The sequence below is a fragment of the Halovulum sp. GXIMD14793 genome, assembly GCF_054457435.1.
The window spans coordinates 27,529-52,260 of record NZ_JBTLNE010000007.1; the positions used below are offsets into that span (position 1 = coordinate 27,529).

The window sequence follows — 24,732 nt, forward strand, 5'->3', positions numbered from 1 at the left end:
TGGTTAAGTCTGCGAGGATGTATCGCCATTAAAGGCGGAAGGGAAGGGTATGGACGCAATCTGGGCGCTTGGACTAATGAGCGGGACCTCAATGGATGGGATTGACGGGGCAACACTGCTGACCGACGGGGTTGAGATCGGGGCTTTTGGCCCCAAACACTTCCTGCCCTTTGCGCCAGAGCAGACGGCGGTGCTGCGCGCTGTGCTGGGGTCCTGGCCCGAAGACGATCTGGGGGAAGCACCTGCGCTTGTTCAGGCTTTGCATGAAGAGGCCGCGCAGTATTTTCCCACGGCAGATGTGATCGGGTTTCATGGCCAGACATTGGCGCATGATCCGGGCGCACAGCGCAGTCATCAACTTGGCGATGGTGCAGCCTTGGCGGATGCACTGGGCAAGACCGTGGTGTGGGATTTCCGCAGCGCCGATCTGGCCTCGGGCGGGGAAGGGGCACCGCTGGTGCCGGTGTTCCACTTTGCCCTGGCACAAATGCTAGGGCTGTCAGAGCCGGTGGCCTTCCTGAATATCGGCGGGGTCGCGAATGTCACATGGGTCGACCCGCGCGTGGCACGGGCCGAAGCCGAGGGGGCGATGCTGGCCTTTGACACCGGGCCCGGCAATGCCATGATCAATGATTTTCTGAAACAACGACTGGATGCGGAGTTTGATAAGGATGGCGCACTGGCCGCAGAGGGGCAGGTGGATCTAGGCATTGTTGAGGGTGCTCTGTCTCATCCCTATTTTGACAGAGTACCGCCCAAATCTCTGGATCGGGACGATTTTAAGGAAGTGCTGGAACGTGTTGGCCCGCTGTCGACGGAAGATGGCGCTGCGACCCTGACAGCCGTGACCGCTGAAAGCATCGTGCTGGCCGCCCGGCATATGCCCGAACCTCCTTCGCGCTGGTTGATTTGCGGCGGCGGGCGGCACAATGCCACGATCATGGCCATGCTGGCAGCGCGCACGAATGCCCCGGTTGACCCGGTTGATGTGTTGGGGCTGGATGGCGATATGCTCGAGGCGCAGGCCTTTGCCTATCTGGCGGTTCGGGTCTTGCGCGAATTGCCCACTTCGTTTCCATCGACCACAGCCGCACGGTTGCCGGTTTGCGGTGGGCGGGTCAGCCAAAGCGTGGTCTGACCCGGGATTGTGCCATGGTGGGTTTCACCCACCCTACAAATGCACCAGGTCCCATGTAGGGTGGGTGAAACCCACCATCCATCAGAACTCTTCCGATCCGCGCTGATAGCTCTTGGCAAGGTTGCCAAAGCGCGTGAAGCGCCCTTCAAAGGACAGCTCAACCGTGCCGATCGGACCATGCCGCTGCTTGCCGATAATGACCTCGGCCTTGCCATGGACATTGGCCATCTCATCCTGCCATTTCATCATGGCTTCGGTGTCATGATCGCCGGGCTTTTCGCGCTCCTTGTAGTATTCCTCCCGGAACACGAACATCACCACATCCGCATCCTGCTCGATCGAGCCCGACTCTCGCAGATCTGACAATTGCGGTCGTTTGTCATCCCGCTGTTCAACCTGACGCGACAGCTGGGACAGGGCGATCACCGGAATGTTCAGCTCCTTGGCAATCGCCTTCAGCCCTTGTGTAATCTCCGACACCTCGTTCACCCGGCTGTCTTTGGCCGTGGCTGGTCGGACCAACTGCAGGTAGTCGATGATCAGCACATCCAGCCCATGGGTCCGCTTCAGCCGCCGCGCCCGCGCTGCCAACTGGCTGATCGGCAGGGCGGCGGTGTCGTCAATGTAAAGCGGGCAGGCTTCCAATGCCTTGGCGGCCTCGACAAAGCGGCGGAACTCATCCTCGCTCATGTCGCCGCGCCGGATCTGCTCGGATGGTACTTCGGCGGCCTCTGACAGGATACGCGCGGCCAATTGTTCCGATGACATCTCCAGCGAGAAGAACCCGACAACACCGCCCTCAATGGACCCTTCTGACCCATCCGGCCGTTTGCCTTGTTTCCGCGCCTTGGCCACATTGAACGCGATATTCGTCGCGAGCGAGGTTTTCCCCATCGAGGGCCGTCCCGCAAGGATCAGCAAATCAGACTGGTGCAGGCCGCCCAGTTTCTTGTCCAGATCCATCAACCCGGTCGAGACGCCAGCAAGCCCGCCATCGCGCTGATAGGCGGCATTGGCGACATTCACCGCCTCGGTCACCGCTTTCAGAAAGCTTTGAAAGCCTTTGTCAACGTTGCCCTGTTCCGCCAGAGAATACAGCTTCTGTTCAGCCTCGACGATCTGCTCGCGTGGCTCGCTTTCCACATCGACTGTGCCGGCTTTGGACGCAATTTCATGGCCTATGCCGATCAGGTTGCGGCGGATGGCCAGATCGTAGACCAGTTGCGCATAGTCCCGCACCGCGTAGGAGGAGGTCGCAGCCCCCGCCAGCCGCGCCAGATACGCCGGACCGCCCAGTTCCTGCAGCCCCGGGTCATCTTCGAAGAAGGCCTTAAGCGTCACTGGCGAGGCCAGTGCGTTTTTCTGGATGCGTCGCGCCGCGACCTCAAAGATGCGGGCATGGACCGGGTCGTAGAAATGCGACTCGGTGACGATAGCCGCGACCCTGTCATAGACATCGTTATTTGTCAGCAGCGCGCCCAGAAGCGCCTGTTCTGCCTCAATATTATGCGGAAGGCCGGTTGCCTGTTCGTCGATATTGCTGGACCCGTCTGCCATTTTGTCCCCTTTTTATGCGACGCTTATAGCCCAGTGCGATGGCAATTGCGCTGTGGAACAGTGTGGATTGTGGGGACAGATCGAAATTTCTTTGCACAGGTGTCAATCGGTGACACGCAGCGCCTCGTAACTGACCATGACATGGCGCTGATAGGTCGGGCGGTCTGTCAGATGGTCGTAATAGCGGCGCAGGTTCGGCAGGTCGGCGCGGGTGATATCCATATCGTAGTATCTGAACAGCAGATGGCCCAGCTGGATATCGGCCGGGGTCAGGTTTGCACCTGCAAGCCAGCGTTGCTGGCCAAGCTGCGCCTCGGCGATTTTTAGTGTGTTATGAAGCGCGTCCAGCGCCGCGGTGATCGCGGCCGGGTCCTGCTGCGATGGGGCGGTGCGCACCACGCGCCAGAAGATCGGCACGGTGAAACGCGGGCAGAGGGTCGTCTTGACCCATTCCGCCCATTTATCGACCTGGGCGCGGGCGGCGGGGTCCTTGGGCCAAAAGGTATCATCGCCATATCGCGCGGCGAGGTAGCGGATGATCGCGGCACTTTCAAAGATTGGCGGATCACCGCCATCGACCAGAACCGGGACCAGGCCATTCGGGTTCATTTGGCGAAAGTCATCCGTTTCGGTGCCGCCAAAGCGGTGACCGATATCCAGCCGCTTATGCTCAAGGTTCAGTTCCCCGACACACCACATGACAGCTTGAACGTTGGAACTATCTGCGCGCCCATAGATGGTCAGCATAGGTTAATCCGCCTCGCGCTCTGCAATACCCCTTGATGCAGTACATACACAGCAGCGAAGGGACTGCACAAGACAGACCCGCTCGGGGGGGCTGTCAAGTCTGTCCAATATCATCAAGCGCGGGCCGCCTCGTCACCTGCAGATGTCTGCACGACACCTTGGCGTTCTTTGTGGCATCATGAAGCTGCGCGCAGTGCATCCTCAGCAGGGTCAGGGGCAAGGGTCAGCTTGGCCATATCCTGACGAAGAGATTGCATGGAGGCGACGAGTTTCAGCGCCACATCATGGGTGCGCTCGGCCCCTTCCGCATTGGCCTGGGTGACCATGTCAATCTCGCTGACAGCGCGAGAGATTTCCTTGGTGGTGTCGGATTGCTCGCGGCTGGCCGATTGAACTGACGCGACCATGCTGCTGAGTTCGGAAATGGAATTCTGGATCTCTTCCAGCGCGTCGCCGGTCTTTTTCACCATATCCACGCCGCTTGTCACACCGGCGGCACTTTCGCGGATCAACTCGCTGATACTGGTTGCCGCTTCCGAGGAGCGTTGCGACAGGGTTCTGACCTCGGATGCGACCACGGCAAACCCTTTTCCAGCCTCGCCCGCGCGCGCAGCCTCGACCGCGGCATTCAGGGCCAGAAGGTTGGTCTGGAACGCGATGGATTCGATGACCGTGATGATTTCGGTGATCTTGTTAGAGCCGGCTTGTATCTGTACTACCGCCCCGATGGCCTGCTTTGCGGTTTCTGATCCGCTCTCGGCCTTGCCGGTGACGTCCTTGGCCAGGGTTTCGGCTGTTTGCATGGCAGACGCGGTTGAGGCTGCCGAAGACGACATCTGTTCCAGAGCCGCACTGGTCTCTTCAAGGGCGGCTGCCTGAGATTGACTGCGGTCCGAGAATTCCTTGGCCGTGCGTTCCAGTTCACCTGCGGCCCCATCAGCGGACTGAGCGCTATGATCTGCGCCATTCAGAATTTGGGACAGCATGGCGATGGCCGATTGCGCCGTGGCCGCAAGCTCCCCAAAGCGGCCTTGCATGGCGCTGTCCATCTTATGGGTCAGATTGCCAGCGCGGATCGCCTCGAAACTGGCTTCAATTTCGCTGAAGGCCCGGTCCAGATCCTGCATCAGGATGTTGATTTGCTGACATACAGCACCGTTCGCGTCGTCCATTCCCGCCGTATCGGCGCGGGCGCTGAAATCCCCGGTTGCGGCACGATCCGCGACCAACCCGATCTGCTCGCCCATTTTGGCAATGCTGCGCTGCGCGGCTTCGCGCGCCGCTTCGGTTTCACGGCGCTCTTCATCCAGACGGTGCATGCGCAAGGTGGCCTCGCGGAAGCGTTCTGCATGAGTTGCCAGATCACCGAATTCATCCTTCTTGCCGATCCCCGAAATGGTCACTTCCAGATTTCCGCCAGCCAGATCCGACATGGTGTCCGTAATTGCACGCAATGGGTGCAGAATGCGTGACCGGGTGCGCAGGAAGGAAAAGCCGGTAAAGCACAGCATCAGAACCAGTGAACCAACCAGCATGGCCTTGGCGATCAAGGTGCTGCGTTCCAGACTTGCGATCCCGTCGATAAAGCGCTGCTCCATCGCGATGAAAAACTTGTTCACCGGGGCCATGATCTCTGCCTTGTAGATATGGTATTGCTTTGAATGCATCAAATCGCGGGCCAGCTTCATATCCGGCTCAGCCTTGATGGTGTAATTCCCCTTTTCATCCGCAAACAGGCCCTTGACGGCATGCATCGCCTGCACTTCCAGATTGACCAGACCGTCGGAGTTCGCCTGTGCTTCGGCCAGAAGGGCGAATTCGTTTTCGGTAAAGCCCAGATCCTTCATCAGATCTGATAACGATCGGACAACCGTCGTGCGCGCCGGGACAGGCTGGTCCGCTGCAACAAAATCCCAATAGATGCGGTTGTAATTCGCTGGGCGGGGGGCTTCGCCATTTCGGATGGCAAGGATTTCATTATACTGCGCCTCGTAAGAGGGGTCCGCAGTGATCACATATGTGCGTGCCAGCCGGGTCAGATCATCCGAGCTTTGCCGCAACTCATCCGCCAGCAGATACGACTCATATCGCCGCTGATCCAGCGCGGCGGCCTGCGTATAAAAGTGAAGCGCAGCAGCTGCGGCCACAAGACAGACGGTGCTAAGTCCGATGATGACCAGCGACTGAAGCGAGGCATAACCCTGGATGCGATGAAGATTGCGGAACATTTTGAAATCCTGCGCTGAGCGTTTCGGCACAGGACTAGGCCGCGGAGTGTTAAAGTTCGGTATGCGCAGGCTGCCCGGGGCTTCAGCAGGTTGCCCGGGGCTTCAAAAGGTGCTTAAAATTGTCCGCAAATCAGCCCCGGGCTGACGCCGTGCATCGCGATTTTCCCGCTATAACAACCGGCTGACGATCTCGGTCGTATCCTTCGACAAACCCGGCGTTCCAGCGATGCGGTTCAGCTGCGCCCGGGCCTTTGCCTGACGGTACTCGTCAAAATCGCGCCAGGTTTCAAACGCACCAGCCAGGCGGGCGGTGGTCTGTGGATTGACCGGATCAAGCCGGATCAGCCAATCCGCGAGCAGGCGGTAGCCCTCGCCATCGGCGCGGTGAAATCCGCCCAGGTTTCCGACAGCAAAAACACCCAGCAAGGCACGGAACCGATTGGGGTTTTGCCAGTCAAACTCAGCATGCGCCGTCAGGGCTTCGACCACCTGCACCGCCTGATCGGGCGCGGTTGCCCCGGCCTGCAGGCTGAACCATTTGTCCGTGACCAGACGATCCTTGTGCCAGGTCTGATGAAAATCCGCCAACGCGTCGGCGGCCTGACCCTTGCGGATCAAAAGGCTCAGCGCCTGCACGGTTTCGGTCATATTGTCAGCCTGTGCATACGCGGCCCGGGCGGTGTCTGCACCATCCTCCAGACGGGTGATCAGGCTCAACAGCCGCCCCCTGAGCGCGCGTTTTCCCGCAGCGTCCGCATCCGGGCTGTAGGGGCCGGGAACAGCCAGGGCCTCAAACGCGGGGCGCAAGTCCTGCGACAGACGGTCCGCCAGCGCCTCATCCAGCCGCTGCACCGCGTCATGACAAACCATCGGATCGGGCACGGCGCCAGCCGATTTTACCGCGCCAAACACCTGATCCAGACCGGGCAATGTCAGTGACAGCGCCTTAAAAGCCGGGTCCAGCCCGTTATCCGCGAACACAGCACTCATCGCGTCCAGAAACCCATCCTCGACCCCGCCGCCGCGTGTCATCCCGACCAACAGGTCAAGCGCGAAGGCCCGGCCCGCCTCATACCGGTTGAATGGGTCCGTGTCGTGGCGCATCAGAAAGGCCCGCTCCGCATTATCGGTGGGTTTGTCCAACAGAACCGGGGCCGAGAAATGCCGCAGCAGCGATGCAACCGGCCGGGCGGGCAGGGCGGTGAACGCAAAGCTCTGCTGTGCCTCGGTCAGTTCCAGCACCTGCTCTGCCAGAACCGTTCCGTCCGGGCCGATCAACGCGGTATCAACAGGGATCACCATCGGCTGCTTTTCCGCCTGTCCCGGGGTCGGTGGCACGGTTTGCGACAGGGTCAGCGTATAGGTGCCGTCCTGCCAATCCTCCTGCACAGCCACACGGGGCGTGCCCGCCTGTTCGTACCAACGCTTGAACTGCGACAGATCCCGCCCGGTGCTGTCCTGAAACACCTGCAACCAATCCTCAATCGTGCAGGCCTGCCCATCGTGACGCTCAAAATACAGATCCAGCGCCTTGCGATACGCATCTGCCCCTACAAGGCCGTGCAACATGCGGATCACCTCTGCGCCTTTTTCGTAGATAGTGGCGGTGTAGAAATTGTTGATCTCGACATATTCCGTCGGCCGCACAGGATGCGCCAGCGGCCCCGCGTCTTCCTGAAACTGGCGGCGGCGCAGCATCTGCACGTCTTCGATCCGCTTAACGGCATGGGACCGCTGATCGCCGGTGAAGTGCTGATCGCGGAACACGGTCAGCCCCTCCTTCAGGCTCAGCTGAAACCAATCGCGGCAGGTGATGCGGTTGCCGGTCCAGTTGTGGAAATACTCATGCGCAATGATGCCTTCGATCCGTTCGAAATCCGCGTCGGTCGCGGTTTCCGGGCTGGCAAGGACAAACTTGGAGTTAAAGATATTCAGTCCCTTGTTCTCCATCGCGCCCATGTTGAAATCATCCACCGCGACGATCATGAACAGATCCAGATCATATTCGCGGCCATACACCTCTTCATCCCAACGCATGGAGCGTTTCAGCGCATCCATCGCATAGGCGCATTTGCCCTCATCCCCGGGGCGGACATAGATTTTCAGATCGACCTTCCGGCCCGACGCGGTGGTGAATGTGTCGTCATACGACACCAGATCGCCCGCCACCAAAGCAAACAGATAGCTGGGCTTCGGCCAGGGGTCCTGCCACTCCGCCCAGCCATCGCCTTTGGCCACCAGATTGCCGTTTGACAGCATCACCGGCTGATCGCCCTCGATCCGCACCGTATAAGGGGCCATCACATCGGGGCGGTCGAAATAGGGGGTGATCTTGCGGAACCCTTCGGCCTCGCACTGGGTGCAATACATGCCGTTAGACATATAAAGCCCCTCAAGGGCGGTGTTTTCCGATGGGTTGATCTCCACCTCGGTTTCAAGGGTAAAGGCATGCTCCGGCACACCCGCCCAGTCGATGACAATAACCTCCCGTTCCGGAAAAACCTTGTCGATCTCTACCGGCTGCCCATCGATCTTCAGCGATAGTATCGTCATCTCTTTACTGTGCAGAACCAGATCCTCGGCCTCACGCAGCGGTGTGACCTGCAGTTTTGAGATCACACGCGTTGCCGTCGGATGCAGGCGAAACGTCAGATGCGCCGCCTTGACCTCAAAGGCGGGGGAGTGATAGTCGGCAAGGCGAGTGGTGGGCTGATCGGTCATGATGGCGTTTCCTGTTGGGGCGTCGGAACGATCTCTGACGTCCTGCGTTACGAGTGTAAATTGTCCCTATATGTATTGTAATTCAAGCGTGACAGAAGGAGACCTCCGATGAGCGCGTCCGACAACAACCCCGAACCACAACCCCAGGAGCAGAAATCCTCCGTGATGGTGATCGGACTGATCGTCTGCGCCATCCTGCTGGGACTGATCCTCTGGTTTTCCGGTGTGTTCAAAAAAGAGCCCGTAGCAGATGTTCCCGCAGCGGCTGGCGATGCCGCCGATGCGGTGACCGACGCTGCCAGTGACGCAGCTGATGCGGCCACAGATGCCGCCGATGCGGCCACGGACGCCGCCAGCGATGCGGTTGACGCAGCCACGGATGCTGTGAATGACGCCGCAGATGCCGCAACCGACGCGGCCAGCGATGCTGCAGATGCGGCTACCGACGCCGTGAATGACGCGGCTGATGCTGCAACAGACGCTGCAACCGAGGCGACCGACGCTGTAACCGATGCCGCCAGTGACGCGGCAGATGCCGCCACTGATTCAGTGAACGACGCAACCAACGCGGCGTCGGATGCCGCCAGCGATGCAGCGGACGCGGCCAGCGATGCCGTGAATGATGCCACCGGTGCAGCAACAGACGCCGCCAGTGATGCGGCCGATGCCGCAACGGACGCAGCAAGTGATGCAGCTGATACGGCTACGGATGCTGCGACCAACGCTGCCGATGCTGCAACAGATGCGGCTAGCGATGCGACCGAAGCTGCCACAGACGCTGCCAGCGGCGCCGCTGATGCAGCAAGTGATGCGGCTGATACAGCGACGGATGCGGCCACTGGCGCGACCGATGCTGCTACGGACGCCGCCAGCGACGCGGCTGATGCGGCCACCGACGCCGCGACGGATGCCGCCAGCGATGCCGCAGAGGCGGCGACCGATGCTGTGAATGATGCAACGGACGCAGCAACCGACGCGGTCGAGGACGCAACCCGTGCGCTGCAAAACGGCGAACAGCCAGCCGTGCCCGGAACCGAAGCCCCGTCAACCGGCGACTAACGCCGGACCACCTTGAAAAACGCGAAACCCGTCGGCGAAATCCGGCGGGTTTCGTTTTGGAAATTGCCTTTCCGACCCGAAAATCCTAGACAGTTTTCGAATACCTTTCGGAAGGCCAAGACCCATGCAACAGCGCGTTGAATTGAATGGTCTGCAAGTCGCAGATAAGTTAAAATCCTTTATCGAAGATCGGGCCTTGCCAGGCACCGGCGTGGCCGCCGACAGCTTTTGGTCCGCACTGTCCGCGCTGATCAGCGACCTCGCCCCGAAGAACAAAGCGCTGTTGGACAAACGCACCGCGATCCAGACGCAGATCGACGACTGGCACAAGGCGCGCAAGGGCCAGCCGCATGATGCCGCCGCCTATGAGGCGTTCCTGCGTCAGATCGGCTATCTGCTGCCCGAAGGCTCGGATTTCCAGATCGAAACCCAAAACACCGACCCCGAGATTGCCCTGACCCCCGGTCCGCAGCTTGTGGTGCCGGTGATGAACGCGCGCTACGCCCTGAACGCCGCCAATGCCCGCTGGGGCAGCCTCTATGATGCGCTTTACGGCACAGACGCGTTGGGCGATCTGCCTGCCGGTGGTGGCTATGATGCGGCGCGCGGCGCACGGGTGATTGCCTGGGCCAAGGCGTTTCTGGACGAAGCCGCGCCGCTAAGCGGGGCCAAATGGGCCGATGTGACCGGCATCAAAGCTGGTGCGACGCTGGAGCTGACCACCGCCAATGGCGCAACCGAACTGGCTCGCCCAGACCAGTACAAAGGCCACGCCGAAAACGGCGACTGGCGTCATATCCTGCTGGAAAACAACGGCCTCAAGATCGAAATTTTGCTCAATGCAGACCACGAAATCGGCAAGGATGACCCGGCACATATCGCCTCGGTCAATCTTGAGGCCGCCGTCTCGGCGATCATGGATTGCGAAGACAGCGTCGCCGCCGTCGATGCCGAGGACAAGGTGCTGGCCTATGGCAACTGGCTGGGCCTGATGAAGGGCGATCTGACCGAAGAGGTTAGCAAGGGCGGCAAAAGCTTCACCCGCAAGCTTTACGACGATTTCACCTATACCGCGCCCGATGGCAGCGCATTTGACGTCAAATGCCGCGCCCTGATGCTGGTGCGCAATGTCGGCCACCTGATGACCACGCCCGCCATTCTGGACGCCGCTGGCAATGAGGTGCCTGAGGGGCTGCTTGATGCCATGGTTACGGTGCTCTGCGCCATGCACGACCTGCAGAAAACCGGCGGCGCCCGCAACTCCGTCAAGGGCTCGGTCTATGTGGTCAAACCCAAGATGCACGGCCCCGAGGAAGTTGCATTCGCCGATGAGATTTTCACAAGGGTAGAGGCCGCCCTTGGCCTGCCGCAAAACACCGTCAAGATCGGCATCATGGACGAGGAACGACGCACCACCGTCAACATCAAGGAATGCATCCGCGCCGCAAAGAACCGGGTGGCCTTCATCAATACCGGGTTCCTCGATCGCACGGGCGATGAAATTCACACCTCAATGGAAGCAGGGGCGATGATCCGCAAGGGCGACATGAAAGCCGCCGCCTGGATTTCCGCCTATGAGGATTGGAATGTTGATATCGGTCTGGCCTGCGGCCTGCGCGGCAAAGCGCAGATCGGCAAGGGTATGTGGGCGATGCCGGATCTGATGCAGGCGATGCTGGAGCAAAAGATCGGCCATCCAAAATCCGGCGCCAACTGCGCTTGGGTGCCCAGCCCCACCGCCGCCACCCTGCATGCCACACATTACCACAAGGTCGACGTTCTGGCCCGCCAGGAACAGATCGCCGCCGGTGGCCGCCGCGCGCAACTGTCCGACCTGCTGACCATCCCAGTGGCGGATGGCCATAACTGGTCCGAGGACGAGGTGCGCGAGGAACTGGAAAACAACGCCCAAGGCATCCTCGGCTATGTCGTCCGCTGGGTCGATCACGGCGTCGGCTGCTCCAAAGTGCCCGATATCAACAATGTCGGGCTGATGGAGGATCGCGCGACCTGCCGGATCTCCTCGCAACATATCGCCAACTGGCAGCATCACGGCGTGGTCAGCGAGGATCAGGTGACCGAGGTATTCAAACGCATGGCCGCTGTGGTCGATCAGCAGAACGCCAATGACCCGGCCTATCACCCGATGGCCCCCGGCTTTGACGGCATCGCCTTCCGCTCTGCGCTTGATCTGGCGCTGAAAGGGGCCGCGCAGCCCTCTGGCTACACCGAACCGCTCTTGCATAAGGGCCGCCGCGAATTGAAAGGATCCTGACATGGCCGGTATTTCCCTGAACAAAGCCCGCCAGATCATCCGCGCCACCCGCGCCAAGGGCCGCGAGATGGAGCTGAAACCCCTCTCGGTCGTGGTGCTGGATGATGGCGGCCATGTCGTCGCTTTTGAACGCGAGGACGGCGCATCCCCGGGCCGCTTCGCCATCGCCCATGGCAAAGCCTACGGCGCAGTGATGCTGGGTATGGCTGGCGGCGCGCAGATGGCGCGTGCCGAACAGCAGGCCTCTTTCATGAACGCCGTCAACGGCCTGTTCGGCGGCCAATGCGTCCCGGTCCCCGGCGGCGTGCTGGTCCGCAACAGCCGCGGTGCCGTCATTGGTGCTGTTGGCGTGACCGGCGACACCTCGGACAATGATGCGGCGGCGGCCAAAGCCGGGGTCGAATCAGCCGGATATCAGGCGGAAATCTGAAGGCAGAGCGCGCCTGACTGGCCTGCCTGAATTTGGTGGCATTGATTACGCTGCAGACCGTGAATTTATTCTTGGGAATCTAACAAATTCCCAAGAAAATCTGCCCGCGTTGCCTGGCTGCATATGTCATTGTAATTATTTGCACTTTTGCAAGAATTAACCCACTCGCTGCTGTTGACGCTAGGACAGCTTTTGCTGTTGATCCTTGGGATGCCTAGTGGCGTCTAAATCAATAGAGTGAGTGAGTACCTATGAAAAAACTGATGATGAGTGCGGCCGTCATCGCGTCGACCGCGATCCCGGGCGTCGCGCAGGCCGAGGATTGGTATGCCAGCGTCTTCGCCGGTACGTCTTTTGTCCCGTCGATCGATACGGATTTTTACGGCCAGAATGTCGAGCATGAATTCGATCTCGCTACACGGTCGGCCTGACCCTTGGCCGTCGCTTTAACCCGAACCTGCGCGGTGAGGTGGAACTGTCCTATGCCAGCTATCAGGGCGACGACGTTTTATATAATGGTAGCTTTAGCGACAACACCGATGGCACCGCCTCAACCACCTACCTGCTGGCCAATGTGTGGTATGACTTCAAGGCTGTCGGTGGCACCGGCATCAGACCCTATGTCGGCGGCGGTGTTGGCGGTGTGATGCTGCAAACGGACACGACTTTCGGCGGCAATACCTTCGGCTACGGTGACACCGATTTCGGCTTTGCCTATCAGGCCGGTCTTGGGGTTCTCTATCCGTTGGGCCGCGGCTCTCTCAATATCGGTTATCGCCTGAAAGGCGCTTCAGGCATGGATATTGACGATAATGATGGCGGCGGTGTGTATGAGCGCGCGAACTACCTCAGCCATACACTACAAGTCGGTTACATGATCAACTTCTGAACCGTGCCAATGGTCTTGCCCCAGGTGATGGGGCAGGGCTAAATGTTCAGATGAAAAACCAGCTCGATACCCGCAAACGCCTGCCTGCGTCTGACGTTGCCCTTGTGCTTAATCAGGGCATCGCGGCGCAAAAGGCCGGTGACTTCCGGCGTGCGGAATTCCACTATCAGACCGTGCTCAGGGATCACCCCAAGGATCCCGATGCCCTCTCACTTCAGTCCACATTGGCGATGGAGGCGGGCAAGCTCGAGCTGGCGGTTCAGATGCTGCGAAAAGCCCTGAAACAACGTCCCAGAGAGCCTGTTTTCCTGCACAATCTGGCCGGTGCGCTGAACAAGCAAGGCAAGTCTAAGCAAGCCCTTGACCACCTGAACAAGGCGCTGAAAGCCAAGCCGGATTTTGTCGGTGCCCCTTGTCACCCTCTGCGACGTGCATCGCAATCTGGGCAACTCGGCCGAGGCCCTGACCGCCATAGAACGCGCCACAGAACTGGCCCCGGATGACCCGGCGATTGCCGCCTCGCTCGGCGAGGTGCTGGTCGAACGGGGCGAGATGGAGCGGGCGACCGCGCTGTTCCGGGTGATCGACACAGGCGATCCGAAGATCAGAACACAGGCGCTGGTCGGCCTGGCCGCGGCTCATAAGTTCAAGGCTGAGGATCCGGAACCCGCGCAGATGGACGATCTGACCCGCAGCGGCACCCGCAGCATGCCGATGCGTCAGGCCCTGCTCTATGCAACCGGAAAGGCGTTTGCGGATCAGAAAGACTATGCCAAGGCGTTCGAGTGGTTCAGCACCGCCAAGCAGGAGGCCCGCGTTGCCTTCGATATAGAGTCGCACGCCGCCGCCTTCGAAGCCCTGCGCAAGACATTTACCCGCGACTTCGTGCAAACGCATCAGGCCAAGGGGAACACCAGCGACCGGCCCGTCTTTATCGTCGGCATGCCCCGGTCCGGGACCACATTGACTGAACAGATCTGCGCCAGCCATCCGCAGGTGACCGGCGCGGGGGAGCTGCGCACCATGCGCAAACTGGCCAATGAGGTCGGCTTTGGCGACGCTGACCAAACCAAGTTTGGCCAGATGGTTGCCGGTGCATCCCCCGCGCAAATCAAAAAACTGGCCGAGGCGTATCTGACCGTCCTCAAAACCCATTCGCGCACAGCGTCGCGGGTCGTCGACAAGATGCCCCATAACTATGAATTGCTAAAGCGTTTCGCGATAAACCTGAGACAAAAGATTATCCTGAAACGCAGTGATAAGCCTATATGGTGTACGCGTTTCGATTTTATGTGATGTCTCAAGGTAAACTCGAAACGCTTTAGGCCTTATCGCGATACTGTTTCCCAATGCCCGGGTGATCCATTGCCAGCGCGATGCGCTGGACACCTGCATCTCCTGCTACACACATAACTTTTCCGACGCCCATGCCTATAACGCCGACCTGACCGTGCTGGGGCGGTATTACGCGGAATATCACAATCTGATGACCTATTGGCAGGACACACTGCTCCTTCAGATGATCACCTCCTCCTATGAAGAGCTGGTCTCGAACCCCGAGCCGCAGATCCGCCGCATCGTCGATTTTTTGGGTCTCGACTGGGACGACACCTGCCTGCGGTTCTTTGAAACCGACCGTCTGGTCTCGACCCCGTCCCGCTGGCAGGTCCGGCAGCCGATCTATACATCCTCGACCAAATCCTGGCGCAGATATGGCGGTCAGATCGCGCCGCTGGTCACAGCGCTCGGACCCCTGGCGGTGATCGACTGAAAGCCGGGTAGCGAAGAACCACCCGCAAGAGACAGTTTTCTTTTTGCGGCGAATGTCTAAGGTGGCGAAAACTGCTGAGGAAAGGCATTCAAATGGCGCGGCCCGTTGTCGGTATCATCGGTAACTCTTATCTCATCAATGATCAGTATCCGGCTCAGGCCGTGGGCATCCACAACATCGATGCCGTGGCCGAGGTGACAGGGGCGATCCCGTTGTTGATCCCGGCACTGCCCGGCGCGTCAAGCGTGACAGAACTGCTGGATATCTTTGATGGCTTTGTGCTGCCCGGCGGACGGCCGAATGTCCATCCGGAGTTCTACGGCCACGCCCCGACCGAGGCACATGGCGCTTTCGACCGCAACCGCGATGAACTGGTGCTGCCGCTGATCCGCGAATGCGTGCAGCGCGCCGTCCCGATCCTTGGCATCTGCCGCGGCTTTCAGGAATTCAACGTCGCCTTTGGCGGCACCCTGCACCCGGAAATCCGCGATCTGCCAGGCCGGATGAACCACCGCATGCCCCCCGATGGCACGCTGGAAGAAAAGTTTGAGCACCGCCACACCGTCGCCCTGACCCCCGGCGGCCGCTTTGCCCGGATCTTCGGCGCGGATGAGGTGCTGGTCAACTCGCTGCACGGGCAGGGGATCGACACCCCCGGTGCCCGGGTGATCGTCGAGGGACACGCCCCCGATGGCACGCACGAGGCGATCCATATCGACGACGCCCCCAGCTTTGCGATGGCGGTGCAATGGCATCCTGAATGGAACGCCGCAGCCGATCCGGTGTCGCGCCCCCTCTACGAAGCCTTCGGCCGGGCGCTGAAGGGCGAGGCGCTGGCAAAAACCGCATAAAGGAACTTTCTCATGCTGCCTTTTATTGAGTTTTTCAACTATGGGGTGATGTATGATTTGACTAAATGACGTACAAACGTATATATACTATACATTTTCATACATCATATAGTACTTTTATTTATATATTTTGTTAAATTTGTTTCAGAAGAAAGCGTTCATAGCCCCCGCATAAACAGGGGTAAACCGCGATGAAAAACACATAATAAGAAGCGCTGTAATCTTTGGCCTGGGCTTTCTAGTGCTATTCGCATTGCGATTGGGCTACGGCTATATCACCCAACCAAATGGCCAGCTCATTCATGGCTCCCAGGGCCTCTACCAAAGCAATGTCGGCTATGATTTCGCACTCAACCGCAGGAACTATGCCGGCCAGAAAGGCGGAGCAAAAGGTGGCATCAACAGCGCCGGACCGCTCTCTGTCGATCAGCGGTATGAGAAAATCGCAACCCTTGGCATGACCTCCGGCACATTTACAGAGGATGAGGCCAGCGTGCGTCAGATCGCCAAGGACGTCGAGGCGCTTATCCAGCACGAACAAGCCTATGGCCTGACCGGGCAGCGGCGCTTGCAGCTGGCGCTTGGTGTGCCGCCCGAAGCGTTTGACGACACGATTGTAAAGATCCGGGAAATCGGAAATCTCGTCAGCTTTCAGGTTAACAAGACCGACAAAACCAACGAATACCGCGCCTTGCTGGCCAAACAGGAAAGCCTTGAAAAATCCCGCGATAACCTGGCCGAACTGAAAACCCGCAAGGCCAATATCCGGGACCTATCCGCGATCGAGAACCGGATCCTAGAGCTTGAAAACCAGATCCAGGCGCTTGGCGTTTCGGTTGGTGAGTTTGACAGCGAGTTTGAGTTCGTCACCATCAAAATGACGCTGACAGAGGTCGGGCCGAAGCAATTCACCCATATCTCGCTCATTCATCGCAGCAAGGTTGCGTTCGAATGGGCCGTCAAAGCGATCCTGATGCTGACAGCCGGTTTCTTCTTTCTGACATTCGGCCTGATGATGCTGACGGTTCTTTTCCGCTTTGCGCGTCAGATGCTCGATACAGCCGACACCAGCTAACCGGGCTTGCCTTTTAGGACAAGGCGCTGAAAACTGTCGGAATGAGGATCCGTATTCGTTTGATATCATGTGCACTGGCTGCGTGTCTTGCAGCCTGTGCGCCCGTGCTCATCGAAGAGGGGCCAACAGCAGGGGGAACATCCGGCCCCCGGTCCACGCAGAAGGCTGTGCCGACGCGCGGGTCTGGCAGCGCCACGGCTTCGTTCAACCGGGCGGTGGCGCGGATCGAGCCGGTGGCCGAAACCATGTGCCGCCAGCGCTATACCAATGCCCGCCGCAGCCAATGCGACTTTGCCTTTCGCATCAGTCAGGACCCGCGGCTGGGCGAAAACGCGTTTCAATCCATCGGCCCCGACGGACGGCCAAGGGTGACCTTCACGCTGTCGCTGTTGCGTGCACTGGGCAATGACGATGAGGTCGCCTTCATCCTGGGCCACGAGGCTGCCCATCACATCGAGGGGCATCTGGCCCGCTCCGCCACACGCAGTCAGCTGGGCGCTTTGCTGCTGGGCGGTCTGGTCGCGGCCAGCGGCAACGCCTCGGATCAGGCGGTCCGGGATGCGGCCGGTCTGGGGGCGGAACTGGGGCGGCGCAGCTATTCCAAAAACGCCGAGCTAGAGGCCGACCGTCTGGCCGTCGATATCACGGCGCGCTCGGGATACAATCCGGTGCGTGGCGCGGCCCCCTTCAATCGGATCGAGACCGGTTCAAGCGGTTTTCTATCTACCCATCCCCCATCATCCGAGCGGTACAGAGCCATCCTGCGCCGGGTCCGCGAACTGGGCCTTTAACATACGTCAAAACCGACAAGCGCGGAACCAAGGCCGAAGGCCGCCGCGCATCGCCGAGCCGTCCCGGCGGCCCGGCGATTGGGTTGGTCTTGGTGCGCCGAATACCTCAACGCGCCAGTGGCAGGCATAAAACGATCTGAATAAACGAAGGATCGCCGCACCACGGCTCGGCGCTGCGCGGCCCAGCACACTGGCAAAACCTCAGCCAGACAGCTGCACTTCGCGTGCCGCCCTGGAAGTTGATCAGTCAGACAGGTCTTTCTGACAAATTACGCGAATTTCGACCAATGCGCCCTCGGTGATCAGTTCGGTCGTTCCGATACAGGACCAGGCAGGGTAGGGCGGTCTGATAAATTCATCTTTCACGCGTGTGAAATCGGACAGGTGTCGGCGCAGGCCGATGTGATAACTGGTCATCTCGACAATCTTGTCAAAGCTGAGCCCTGCGGCGCTTAACGTATCGGCAAGAAATCCGAACGCCTCTCGAAACTGGGTTTCGGGGTGATCCGAAATCGTGCCATCAGCGTGGCAGCCCGTCACACCAGAGAAAAACACAAATGTCCCGGTATCAAGTGCGGGTGACATATGCCACTGGTCATGTACATCTGAAAACTGCTCGGCGGCGATTGTCTTCTTCATATCAGCCAGACAGCTGCGCCGCGCGTGCCGCCCTGAGCTGCGCAAAGTCATCCCCGGCATGATAGCTGGACCGGGTCAGGGGCGTGGCCGAGACCATCAGGAACCCCTTGCCATAGGCCGCCGTCTCATAGCTTTTGAACTCCTCGGGCGTGACGAACCGATCCACCGCATGGTGCTTCGGTGTCGGTTGCAGATATTGCCCGATGGTCAGAAAATCGATATCGGCAGCGCGCATATCGTCCATCACCTGATGCACCGATTGCTTGTCCTCGCCCAGCCCGACCATGATGCCGGATTTGGTAAAGGTCGACGGGTCCAGCTCCTTGACCCGCTGCAATAGCCGCAGCGAATGGAAATACCGCGCACCAGGCCGCACACCGGGATACAGACCCGGCACCGTTTCCAGATTGTGGTTAAAGACATCCGGCTTCGCCTCGACAACAATCTCCAGCGATCCGGGTGCTGCATGCAGGAAATCCGGCGTCAGAATTTCAATCGTTGTGCCCGGTGCGCGGTGGCGGATGGCGCGGATGGTCTGGGCAAAATGCTCTGCCCCGCCATCCTTGACGTCATCGCGATCGACCGAGGTGACAACCACATGGTTCAACCCCAGCTTTTCGACCGCATGGGCCACACGGCCCGGCTCAAACGCGTCCAGCTGACCCGGGGTCTCCGGCTTGCCGGTGGCGATGTTGCAAAAGGTGCAGCCCCGGGTGCAGATCTCGCCCATGATCATCATCGTGGCGTGGCCCTGGCTCCAGCATTCGCCGACATTGGGGCATCCGGCCTCTTCGCAGACCGTCACAAGGTTATGCTCGCGCATGATTTTGGCGGTATCACGATAGCCCTGGCTGACCGGGGCTTTGACGCGGATCCAATCCGGCTTGCGCAGGATCGGCGTGTCGGGCTTATGCGCCTTTTCCGGATGGCGGTCGCTACGGTCTTTGAGGTCGCGCAAGTGAAACGCTCCTGTCTGCTGGTGTTCCCAGAACAGATAGAGGGTTCAGGGGCGAAAGACAATCTTGCTGCCGGTATAGCCAGGGCGGACGGGCAGGGCGCTAGAGCGGCTCGTCCGGGCGGGGACGGGCCTGCCGATCTATCCAGTCGATGATGGTCGGCAGTGCCTTGGGCGCATAAGCATAACGTTCCTCAAGAAGAAACCGCAGCTTTGCAACCAAAGACCAGTCATCTGTCAGTTGCCAGTTGTAAGCGCCGGATTTCAGCAGGCCATGCGTTGCCTTTGGCACCACGACAATTTGCGTGCCGTTCTGCGCCGCCATGAAAATCTGCCTGTAGATCGCCGCGTCATGTGCTGTATCCACGTTCAGATCATCCGCCCCCCATATCGCCAGCAACGGCACCTGCAACTTATGCAGTTCGCCACGGGCATCAACGTCCCGATTGCGCTGGATGAACGCCCAGCGGTCCTGGCTCATCCCATTGGGCATGTCCGCCGCATGGTACAGTGCAGTGGGGGCGAACCGGCGGTCATCTTCTGCAGCCCTGCGCGCCAGTTCGTCATCTATCTCAGGATCTTTCAGCCCCTGATGGGCCAGATTGACACGATCATAATAGTCGCCTTGCTGGCACCACGAAACCGCGGGACCCACCAGTACCAGAAAATCCGCATCTGCGCTGCCAAGTCTCGGCAGTACCCAGCCTGCCTGGGAAAACCCCAGGGCCCCGACAGGCAGGCCGGGAACCCTCTGGCGCAGCGTCAACACTGCGGTCTCTACCTCCTCCGCGCGGTCGGTCATGGTCTGATCCAGTCAGTTGCCGGATGAGCTGCCGACACCCGGCTTGTCCCAGGATGCGACGGCAATCCCGCTTTCCAGCAGCATATTGATCATTGGGGCATAGCCGCCCTGCAGGCTGCGATCCTGCGGGCCGTCGCCATGCACCAGGACCACCGCCGCCACAGGCGGGCTGCCCGGTTGCCACAGCGTTCCGGTCAGGCGGGTCTCACCTGCCGTGAAATCAAATACCTCGCTTTGCCAGTGCCCCAGATCGTGATCCGCCAACCGCCACAGCACAACACCCCCCCAGCAGAACCGCCATCCCTGCCATGCCCATATCTACCGACGCATTGTATCCCCTTGGCCCTGTCCCCATCTGACCAACAGGTAGGAGGCCGCAATGTCCGATACAACCGCATCAACCGCAAACTTCACCATCCAACCGGGGCTTGCCCCTGAGCACCGCAGGGCGGCGGCAAAAGGGTACTGGGCCGCCTTTGCACGCAAGCTGCGCTATCCGCTGGGACCGGCCTCCAGAGCGGTTACGTTTATAGAGCGAGTGCTGGATCCGACACATGCGATCAGTGCCGTATCTGCCGATGGCACGTTCCTTGGCGTCGCAGGTTTCAAGACACCGGAAGGTGCCTTTATCGGTAGTGATTTCAGCGATATGACGGCGGTTTACGGTACTTTACGCGCCATCTGGCGCGGACTGCTGATTAGCGCGCTGGAGCGAAAATGCGACACGCACTCCCTTCTGATGGACGGCATCTTCGTACAGGAAAAGGCCCGCGGCCTGGGCGTCGGCACAGCGCTCCTGCACGCGGTCGAGCAGGAGGCCCAAGCCCGCGGTCTGGCCGAGGTCCGGCTCGACGTCATCGACACCAACCCCCGCGCCCGCGCTCTATACGAACGTCAGGGGCCCCTCGCAAAGGATGTGCAGTCCACCGGCTTCTTGAAACCGCTATTCGGCTTTGCTGAGGCCACAACGATGATCAAAGCAGTCGGGGCGGCATAGGCAAGGCGAGACCGCCTCAGCCCCGCCGAACCGTCGGCTTATAGGCGGGTTGCTCTTCCGGCGATTGCACCTGTCGCGGCGGCGCAGCGGCCGGCCCCGTCCGATCCGACAGACCGCAATCTCCCTCCCACACCATTTCGCCTTGCGGGGTCCGCTCGCGGTACACAGTTACGATGTTGCCGGGGGAATAGATCATCAATTCCGACAGCGGATGCAGACCCGACTGCCCGCGTGCACCATCTGGTGTTTTCCAGATCAGGCGATATTGCCGAATATTATTAATCTCGACAGAGGATTCCTCATGCGTCACAACCTCCGCTTCCAGTCGCTCGCCTCCATCCCGTATACGGATCAGACGCCGGACAAAGCTTAGGTGGCGCAGCACAAAAATCATCCCGACAATAAAGAAGATACTGCCCAGACCTGCAAAGCCCAGCATAAGCCCAAATGCGTCTGCGCCGTCCCCCCAGATGCCGACCCCTACACCAATGATCGCAAAACTGCCGCCAGAGATGGCAAAGATCAGTCCGAAAATGAACATGAAACGAAAGGTCAGCGCGCTTTTGCTCCGCACCTGTCCGGTGTAATCCGCCATAACGCCCCTCTATTCGTGGCTTTCCCTTATCCAAACGCCGCGTTAAACAGCACTCCGACCCTGCAAATATGGTGACATTCGATGGCGATGGACAAGACATTTGACGCAAAAAAGGCCGAGGCCGAGATTTCGGCCCGCTGGCAGGAGCAAAAGGCATTCGCCGCCGGGGCCAATGCCTCGCGCACCGAAACCTTTTGCGTGATGATCCCGCCGCCGAATGTTACCGGTTCGCTGCATGTCGGGCATGCCTTCAATAACACGCTGCAGGACATTCTGGTCCGCTGGCACCGGATGCGCGGCTTTGACACGCTGTGGCAGCCCGGCCAGGACCATGCCGGGATCGCCACCCAGCTGCAGGTCGAGAAACAGCTGGCCAAGACCAATCGCCGCCGCACGGATCTGCCCCGGCAGGAATTTCTGGATCTGGTCTGGAAATGGAAGGAAGAGCAGGGCGGCACCATCATCGAACAGCTCAAACGCCTCGGCGCGTCCTGCGATTGGGACCGCAATGCGTTCACCATGGCCGGGGCCCCGGGGGATACCCGCACAGGGCACGAAAACTCGCCGGATTTCCATGATGCGGTGATCAAGGTCTTTGTCGACCTCTACAACAAAGGCATCATCTATCGCGGCAAACGGCTGGTGAACTGGGACCCGCATTTCGAAACCGCAATTTCCGATCTCGAGGTCGAGAATACCGAGGTCGACGGCCATATGTGGCACTTCAAATACCCGCTGGCGGGCGGGGCCACCTATGAATATGTCGAGAAAGACGAAGACGGCACCGTCACCCTGCGCGAGACCCGCGACTATATCTCCATCGCCACCACTCGGCCCGAAACCATGCTGGGCGACGGTGCGGTTGCGGTACATCCCAAGGATGAACGCTACGCCGCCATCGTTGGCAAGCTCTGCGAAATCCCGGTCGGGCCCAAGGAACACCGCCGCCTGATCCCGATCATCTCCGATGAATATCCCGATCCAGAGTTTGGCTCGGGCGCGGTCAAGATCACCGGCGCGCATGACTTCAATGACTATCAGGTCGCCAAGCGGGGCGGCATCCCGATGTATCGGCTGATGGACACCAAAGGTGCAATGCGCGACGACGGGGCCGGGTATGAAGAAGCGGCAACGATTGCCATGGCTGTGGCCAAAGGTGAGCGCTCGCTGACCGAGGCGGAAACCGACACCATCAACCTTGTCCCCGACGACCTGCGCGGCCTCGACCGGTTCGAGGCCCGCAAACGCGTGATCGACCAGATCACCGCCGAAGGCCTCGCCGTTATGACCACGGCCAATGGTGGGTTGTCACCCACCCTACAAGCGCCCGGTAGGGTGGGTGACAACCCACCATCGCCGGATGACGAGCCGGTGCCGCTGGTCGAGGCCAAGAAAATCATGCAGCCCTTCGGCGACCGGTCCAAAGTTGTCATCGAACCGATGCTAACCGACCAGTGGTTCATCGACGCCGAAAAACTCGCTGGTCCGGCGATTGAGGCAGTGCGCAGCGGCCAGACCAAAATCCTGCCCGAGCAGCATGAAAAGGTCTATTTCAACTGGATGGAAAACATCGAGCCCTGGTGCATCAGCCGCCAGCTCTGGTGGGGCCATCAGGTGCCGGTGTGGTATGGGCCGAGTGTCGGGGAACAAGGTGATTTAGACTACAGCCCTGAAAGCACTGTCTCATTCTGCGCCTTAAACGAGAAAGAGGCGATTGCTGCTGCAGAAGCCTACTATGATAAACTTGGCTGGCGAAAATACGGTAGGGTGCTCCAGGATTGTGCTCAATGTGAGGATTGGGGCAACTACGGTGCGGGCAACGAGTTTGGTCTTTACCGCGACCCAGACGTCCTCGACACCTGGTTCTCCTCGGGCATCTGGCCGACAGGCACGCTGGGCTGGCCGGAGCAGACCGAGGAGCTCAAAAAATACTTTCCCACCGATGTGCTGATCACCGGCTTTGACATCATCTTTTTCTGGGTCGCCCGGATGATGATGATGCAGCTCGAAACGGTAAAGCAAATTCCTTTCCATACCGTTTACGTCCACGCGCTGGTGCGCGACGAAAAGGGCGTGAAGATGTCCAAGACCCTCGGCAATGTCATCGATCCGCTGGAGATCATCGACGATTACGGGGCCGACGCGCTGCGCTTTACTCTGACCTCCATGGCGGCGATGGGGCGCGATCTGAAGCTGTCTCGGGACCGGATCAAGGGCAATCGCAATTTCGGCACCAAGCTTTGGAATGCCGTGCGCTTTGCGGAGATGAACGGCTGTTTCGAAGGGCGCGATCTGCCAGACGAAAGCCATACGCATGCCATACGCGTGCCAGACGCATGCCAGACCGCGAATAAATGGATCATCGGCGAAACCGCCCGGGCCCGCGAAACCCTGGATCAGGCCCTCACCGCCTATCGCTTCAATGACGCGGCCAACGGACTTTATGCCCATGTCTGGCATAAGGTTTGCGACTGGTATGTGGAGTTCGCCAAGCCGCTTTTGCAGTCCGATGATCCCGCCGTGGTGTCCGAAACCCGCGCCACCATGGCCTGGGCAATCGACCAGTGCCTGATCCTGCTGCACCCGATCATGCCGTTCATCACCGAGCAGCTTTGGGGCGATACCGGTGCGCAGTCCAAGATGCTGGTGCATGCTGATTGGCCCGGCTACACCGCCGCTGATCTGGTCGATGCTGAGGCCGATGCGGAAATGTCCTGGGTGATTGATCTGATTGAGCAAATCCGCTCTGTCCGGGCCGAAATGCGCGTGCCTGCCGGTGCCAAAATCCCGCTGATCCAGCTGTCACTGGACGACCGCGGACAGGGGGCTCTCGACCGCAACAAGGCGCTGGTCGAACGTTTGGCGAGGGTGCCGGAGTTTCAGACCGCCGATAGTGCGCCCAAGGGGGCTGTGACCCTGCCGGTTGAGGGCGGGATTTTCTGTCTGCCGCTGGCCGATCATATTGATGTGGCAGAGGAAAAAGCCAGGCTTGAGAAGGGTTTGCAAAAGCTCGACAAGGAAATCGGCGGGCTGAAAGACAAGCTGGCGAACGAAAAGTTCATCGCCAATGCACCCGAAGAGGTCGTGGCCGAAAACCGCAACCGCCTTGAGGCGGCCGGGGAAGAGGCCGCCAAGATGCGCGCCGCTGTCGAACGCCTTGCTGCGATGGAGTAGCGGGGCGTTTGCGGGCAGCAGGTGACGGAGGCAAACCG

At 59.8% G+C, this 24,732-nt stretch carries 23 protein-coding genes; 14 read left to right on the forward strand and 9 right to left on the reverse strand.

The features are described 5' to 3' along the window. Window positions 1-49: 49 nt before the first annotated feature. Window positions 50-1,138, forward strand: coding sequence for an anhydro-N-acetylmuramic acid kinase (locus ACW9UQ_RS02670; protein WP_458929447.1), 1,089 nt, complete (start codon window positions 50-52; stop codon window positions 1,136-1,138). An 81-nt stretch (window positions 1,139-1,219) separates the two neighbouring features. Here ACW9UQ_RS02670 and ACW9UQ_RS02675 read toward each other — a convergent pair whose 3' ends face one another. The 4 genes from ACW9UQ_RS02675 to pepN all read right to left on the reverse strand — a co-directional run bounded on the left by ACW9UQ_RS02675 (window position 1,220) and on the right by pepN (window position 8,391). Further along, window positions 1,220-2,695, reverse strand: coding sequence for a replicative DNA helicase (locus ACW9UQ_RS02675; protein ID WP_458929448.1), 1,476 nt, complete (start codon window positions 2,693-2,695; stop codon window positions 1,220-1,222). A gap of 102 nt (window positions 2,696-2,797) precedes the next feature. Further along, window positions 2,798-3,442: a glutathione S-transferase family protein gene (locus ACW9UQ_RS02680; RefSeq protein WP_458929449.1), complete on the reverse strand. Its 645-nt coding sequence runs from the start codon at window positions 3,440-3,442 to the stop codon at window positions 2,798-2,800. 176 nt (window positions 3,443-3,618) lie between these two features. After that, window positions 3,619-5,670: a methyl-accepting chemotaxis protein gene (locus ACW9UQ_RS02685; RefSeq protein WP_458929450.1), complete on the reverse strand. Its 2,052-nt coding sequence runs from the start codon at window positions 5,668-5,670 to the stop codon at window positions 3,619-3,621. A gap of 168 nt (window positions 5,671-5,838) precedes the next feature. Continuing rightward, entirely contained in the window at window positions 5,839-8,391 is a 2,553-nt protein-coding gene (gene pepN, locus ACW9UQ_RS02690) for an aminopeptidase N (RefSeq protein WP_458929451.1), read from the reverse strand. A 108-nt stretch (window positions 8,392-8,499) separates the two neighbouring features. Here pepN and ACW9UQ_RS02695 point away from each other — a divergent pair, with 108 nt between their 5' ends. The 11 genes from ACW9UQ_RS02695 (at window position 8,500) to ACW9UQ_RS02745 (ending at window position 17,532) form a co-directional block, all read left to right on the forward strand. Further along, entirely contained in the window at window positions 8,500-9,450 is a 951-nt protein-coding gene (locus ACW9UQ_RS02695) for a hypothetical protein (RefSeq protein WP_458929452.1), read from the forward strand. A gap of 124 nt (window positions 9,451-9,574) precedes the next feature. After that, window positions 9,575-11,725: a malate synthase G gene (locus ACW9UQ_RS02700; RefSeq protein WP_458929453.1), complete on the forward strand. Its 2,151-nt coding sequence runs from the start codon at window positions 9,575-9,577 to the stop codon at window positions 11,723-11,725. 1 nt (window position 11,726) lies between these two features. Then, on the forward strand, window positions 11,727-12,155 hold the full coding sequence (locus tag ACW9UQ_RS02705) for a GlcG/HbpS family heme-binding protein (RefSeq protein WP_458929454.1): 429 nt from the start codon (window positions 11,727-11,729) through the stop codon (window positions 12,153-12,155). 251 nt (window positions 12,156-12,406) lie between these two features. Further along, window positions 12,407-12,586: a hypothetical protein gene (locus ACW9UQ_RS02710; RefSeq protein ID WP_458929455.1), complete on the forward strand. Its 180-nt coding sequence runs from the start codon at window positions 12,407-12,409 to the stop codon at window positions 12,584-12,586. A 38-nt stretch (window positions 12,587-12,624) separates the two neighbouring features. Then, window positions 12,625-13,044 carry an acyloxyacyl hydrolase gene (locus ACW9UQ_RS02715; protein WP_458929456.1) on the forward strand — a complete coding sequence of 140 codons (420 nt, stop codon included), beginning with the start codon at window positions 12,625-12,627 and terminating at the stop codon, window positions 13,042-13,044. Window positions 13,045-13,094: 50 nt separating this feature from the next. After that, window positions 13,095-13,547, forward strand: a complete 453-nt coding sequence (locus tag ACW9UQ_RS02720) for a tetratricopeptide repeat protein (protein WP_458929457.1) — start codon at window positions 13,095-13,097, stop codon at window positions 13,545-13,547. Next, the gene (locus tag ACW9UQ_RS02725; RefSeq protein WP_458929458.1) at window positions 13,450-14,340 is read left to right on the forward strand and encodes a tetratricopeptide repeat-containing sulfotransferase family protein; all 891 of its coding nucleotides are present in this window, start codon (window positions 13,450-13,452) and stop codon (window positions 14,338-14,340) included. The genes ACW9UQ_RS02720 and ACW9UQ_RS02725 overlap by 98 nt, the downstream gene beginning before the upstream one ends. Window positions 14,341-14,374: 34 nt before the next feature. Further along, a complete protein-coding gene (locus ACW9UQ_RS02730) occupies window positions 14,375-14,815 on the forward strand; it encodes a sulfotransferase family protein (RefSeq protein WP_458929503.1) in 441 nt (146 codons plus the stop codon). Window positions 14,816-14,907: 92 nt separating this feature from the next. Continuing rightward, a complete protein-coding gene (locus ACW9UQ_RS02735; RefSeq protein ID WP_458929459.1) occupies window positions 14,908-15,666 on the forward strand; it encodes a gamma-glutamyl-gamma-aminobutyrate hydrolase family protein in 759 nt (252 codons plus the stop codon). A gap of 241 nt (window positions 15,667-15,907) precedes the next feature. Further along, window positions 15,908-16,741: a DUF4349 domain-containing protein gene (locus ACW9UQ_RS02740; RefSeq protein ID WP_458929460.1), complete on the forward strand. Its 834-nt coding sequence runs from the start codon at window positions 15,908-15,910 to the stop codon at window positions 16,739-16,741. Window positions 16,742-16,908: 167 nt separating this feature from the next. Continuing rightward, window positions 16,909-17,532, forward strand: a complete 624-nt coding sequence (locus tag ACW9UQ_RS02745) for a M48 family metallopeptidase (RefSeq protein WP_458929461.1) — start codon at window positions 16,909-16,911, stop codon at window positions 17,530-17,532. Between the two features lie 243 nt (window positions 17,533-17,775). Here ACW9UQ_RS02745 and ACW9UQ_RS02750 read toward each other — a convergent pair whose 3' ends face one another. The 4 genes from ACW9UQ_RS02750 to ACW9UQ_RS02765 form a co-directional block, all read right to left on the reverse strand. Beyond that, the gene (locus ACW9UQ_RS02750; protein WP_458929462.1) at window positions 17,776-18,171 is read right to left on the reverse strand and encodes a RidA family protein; all 396 of its coding nucleotides are present in this window, start codon (window positions 18,169-18,171) and stop codon (window positions 17,776-17,778) included. A gap of 1 nt (window position 18,172) precedes the next feature. After that, complete coding sequence (lipA, locus tag ACW9UQ_RS02755) at window positions 18,173-19,129, reverse strand: lipoyl synthase (RefSeq protein ID WP_458929463.1); 957 nt, start codon at window positions 19,127-19,129, stop codon at window positions 18,173-18,175. 100 nt (window positions 19,130-19,229) lie between these two features. Continuing rightward, complete coding sequence (locus ACW9UQ_RS02760) at window positions 19,230-19,928, reverse strand: alpha/beta hydrolase (RefSeq protein ID WP_458929464.1); 699 nt, start codon at window positions 19,926-19,928, stop codon at window positions 19,230-19,232. A gap of 12 nt (window positions 19,929-19,940) precedes the next feature. After that, window positions 19,941-20,204 (reverse strand): alpha/beta hydrolase, encoded by a 264-nt coding sequence (locus ACW9UQ_RS02765; RefSeq protein ID WP_458929465.1) that lies wholly within the window; start codon window positions 20,202-20,204, stop codon window positions 19,941-19,943. 103 nt (window positions 20,205-20,307) lie between these two features. On the opposite strand from ACW9UQ_RS02765, the gene ACW9UQ_RS02770 reads away from it, so the two are divergent. Then, complete coding sequence (locus ACW9UQ_RS02770; protein WP_458929466.1) at window positions 20,308-20,925, forward strand: GNAT family N-acetyltransferase; 618 nt, start codon at window positions 20,308-20,310, stop codon at window positions 20,923-20,925. Window positions 20,926-20,941: 16 nt separating this feature from the next. On the opposite strand, the gene ACW9UQ_RS02775 is transcribed toward ACW9UQ_RS02770, so the two are convergent. Beyond that, a complete protein-coding gene (locus tag ACW9UQ_RS02775; RefSeq protein WP_458929467.1) occupies window positions 20,942-21,520 on the reverse strand; it encodes a hypothetical protein in 579 nt (192 codons plus the stop codon). Between the two features lie 81 nt (window positions 21,521-21,601). Between ACW9UQ_RS02775 and ACW9UQ_RS02780 the strand changes: the two genes are divergently transcribed. Then, entirely contained in the window at window positions 21,602-24,694 is a 3,093-nt protein-coding gene (locus ACW9UQ_RS02780; RefSeq protein ID WP_458929468.1) for a valine--tRNA ligase, read from the forward strand. The last annotated feature ends 38 nt before the right edge of the window (window positions 24,695-24,732 follow it).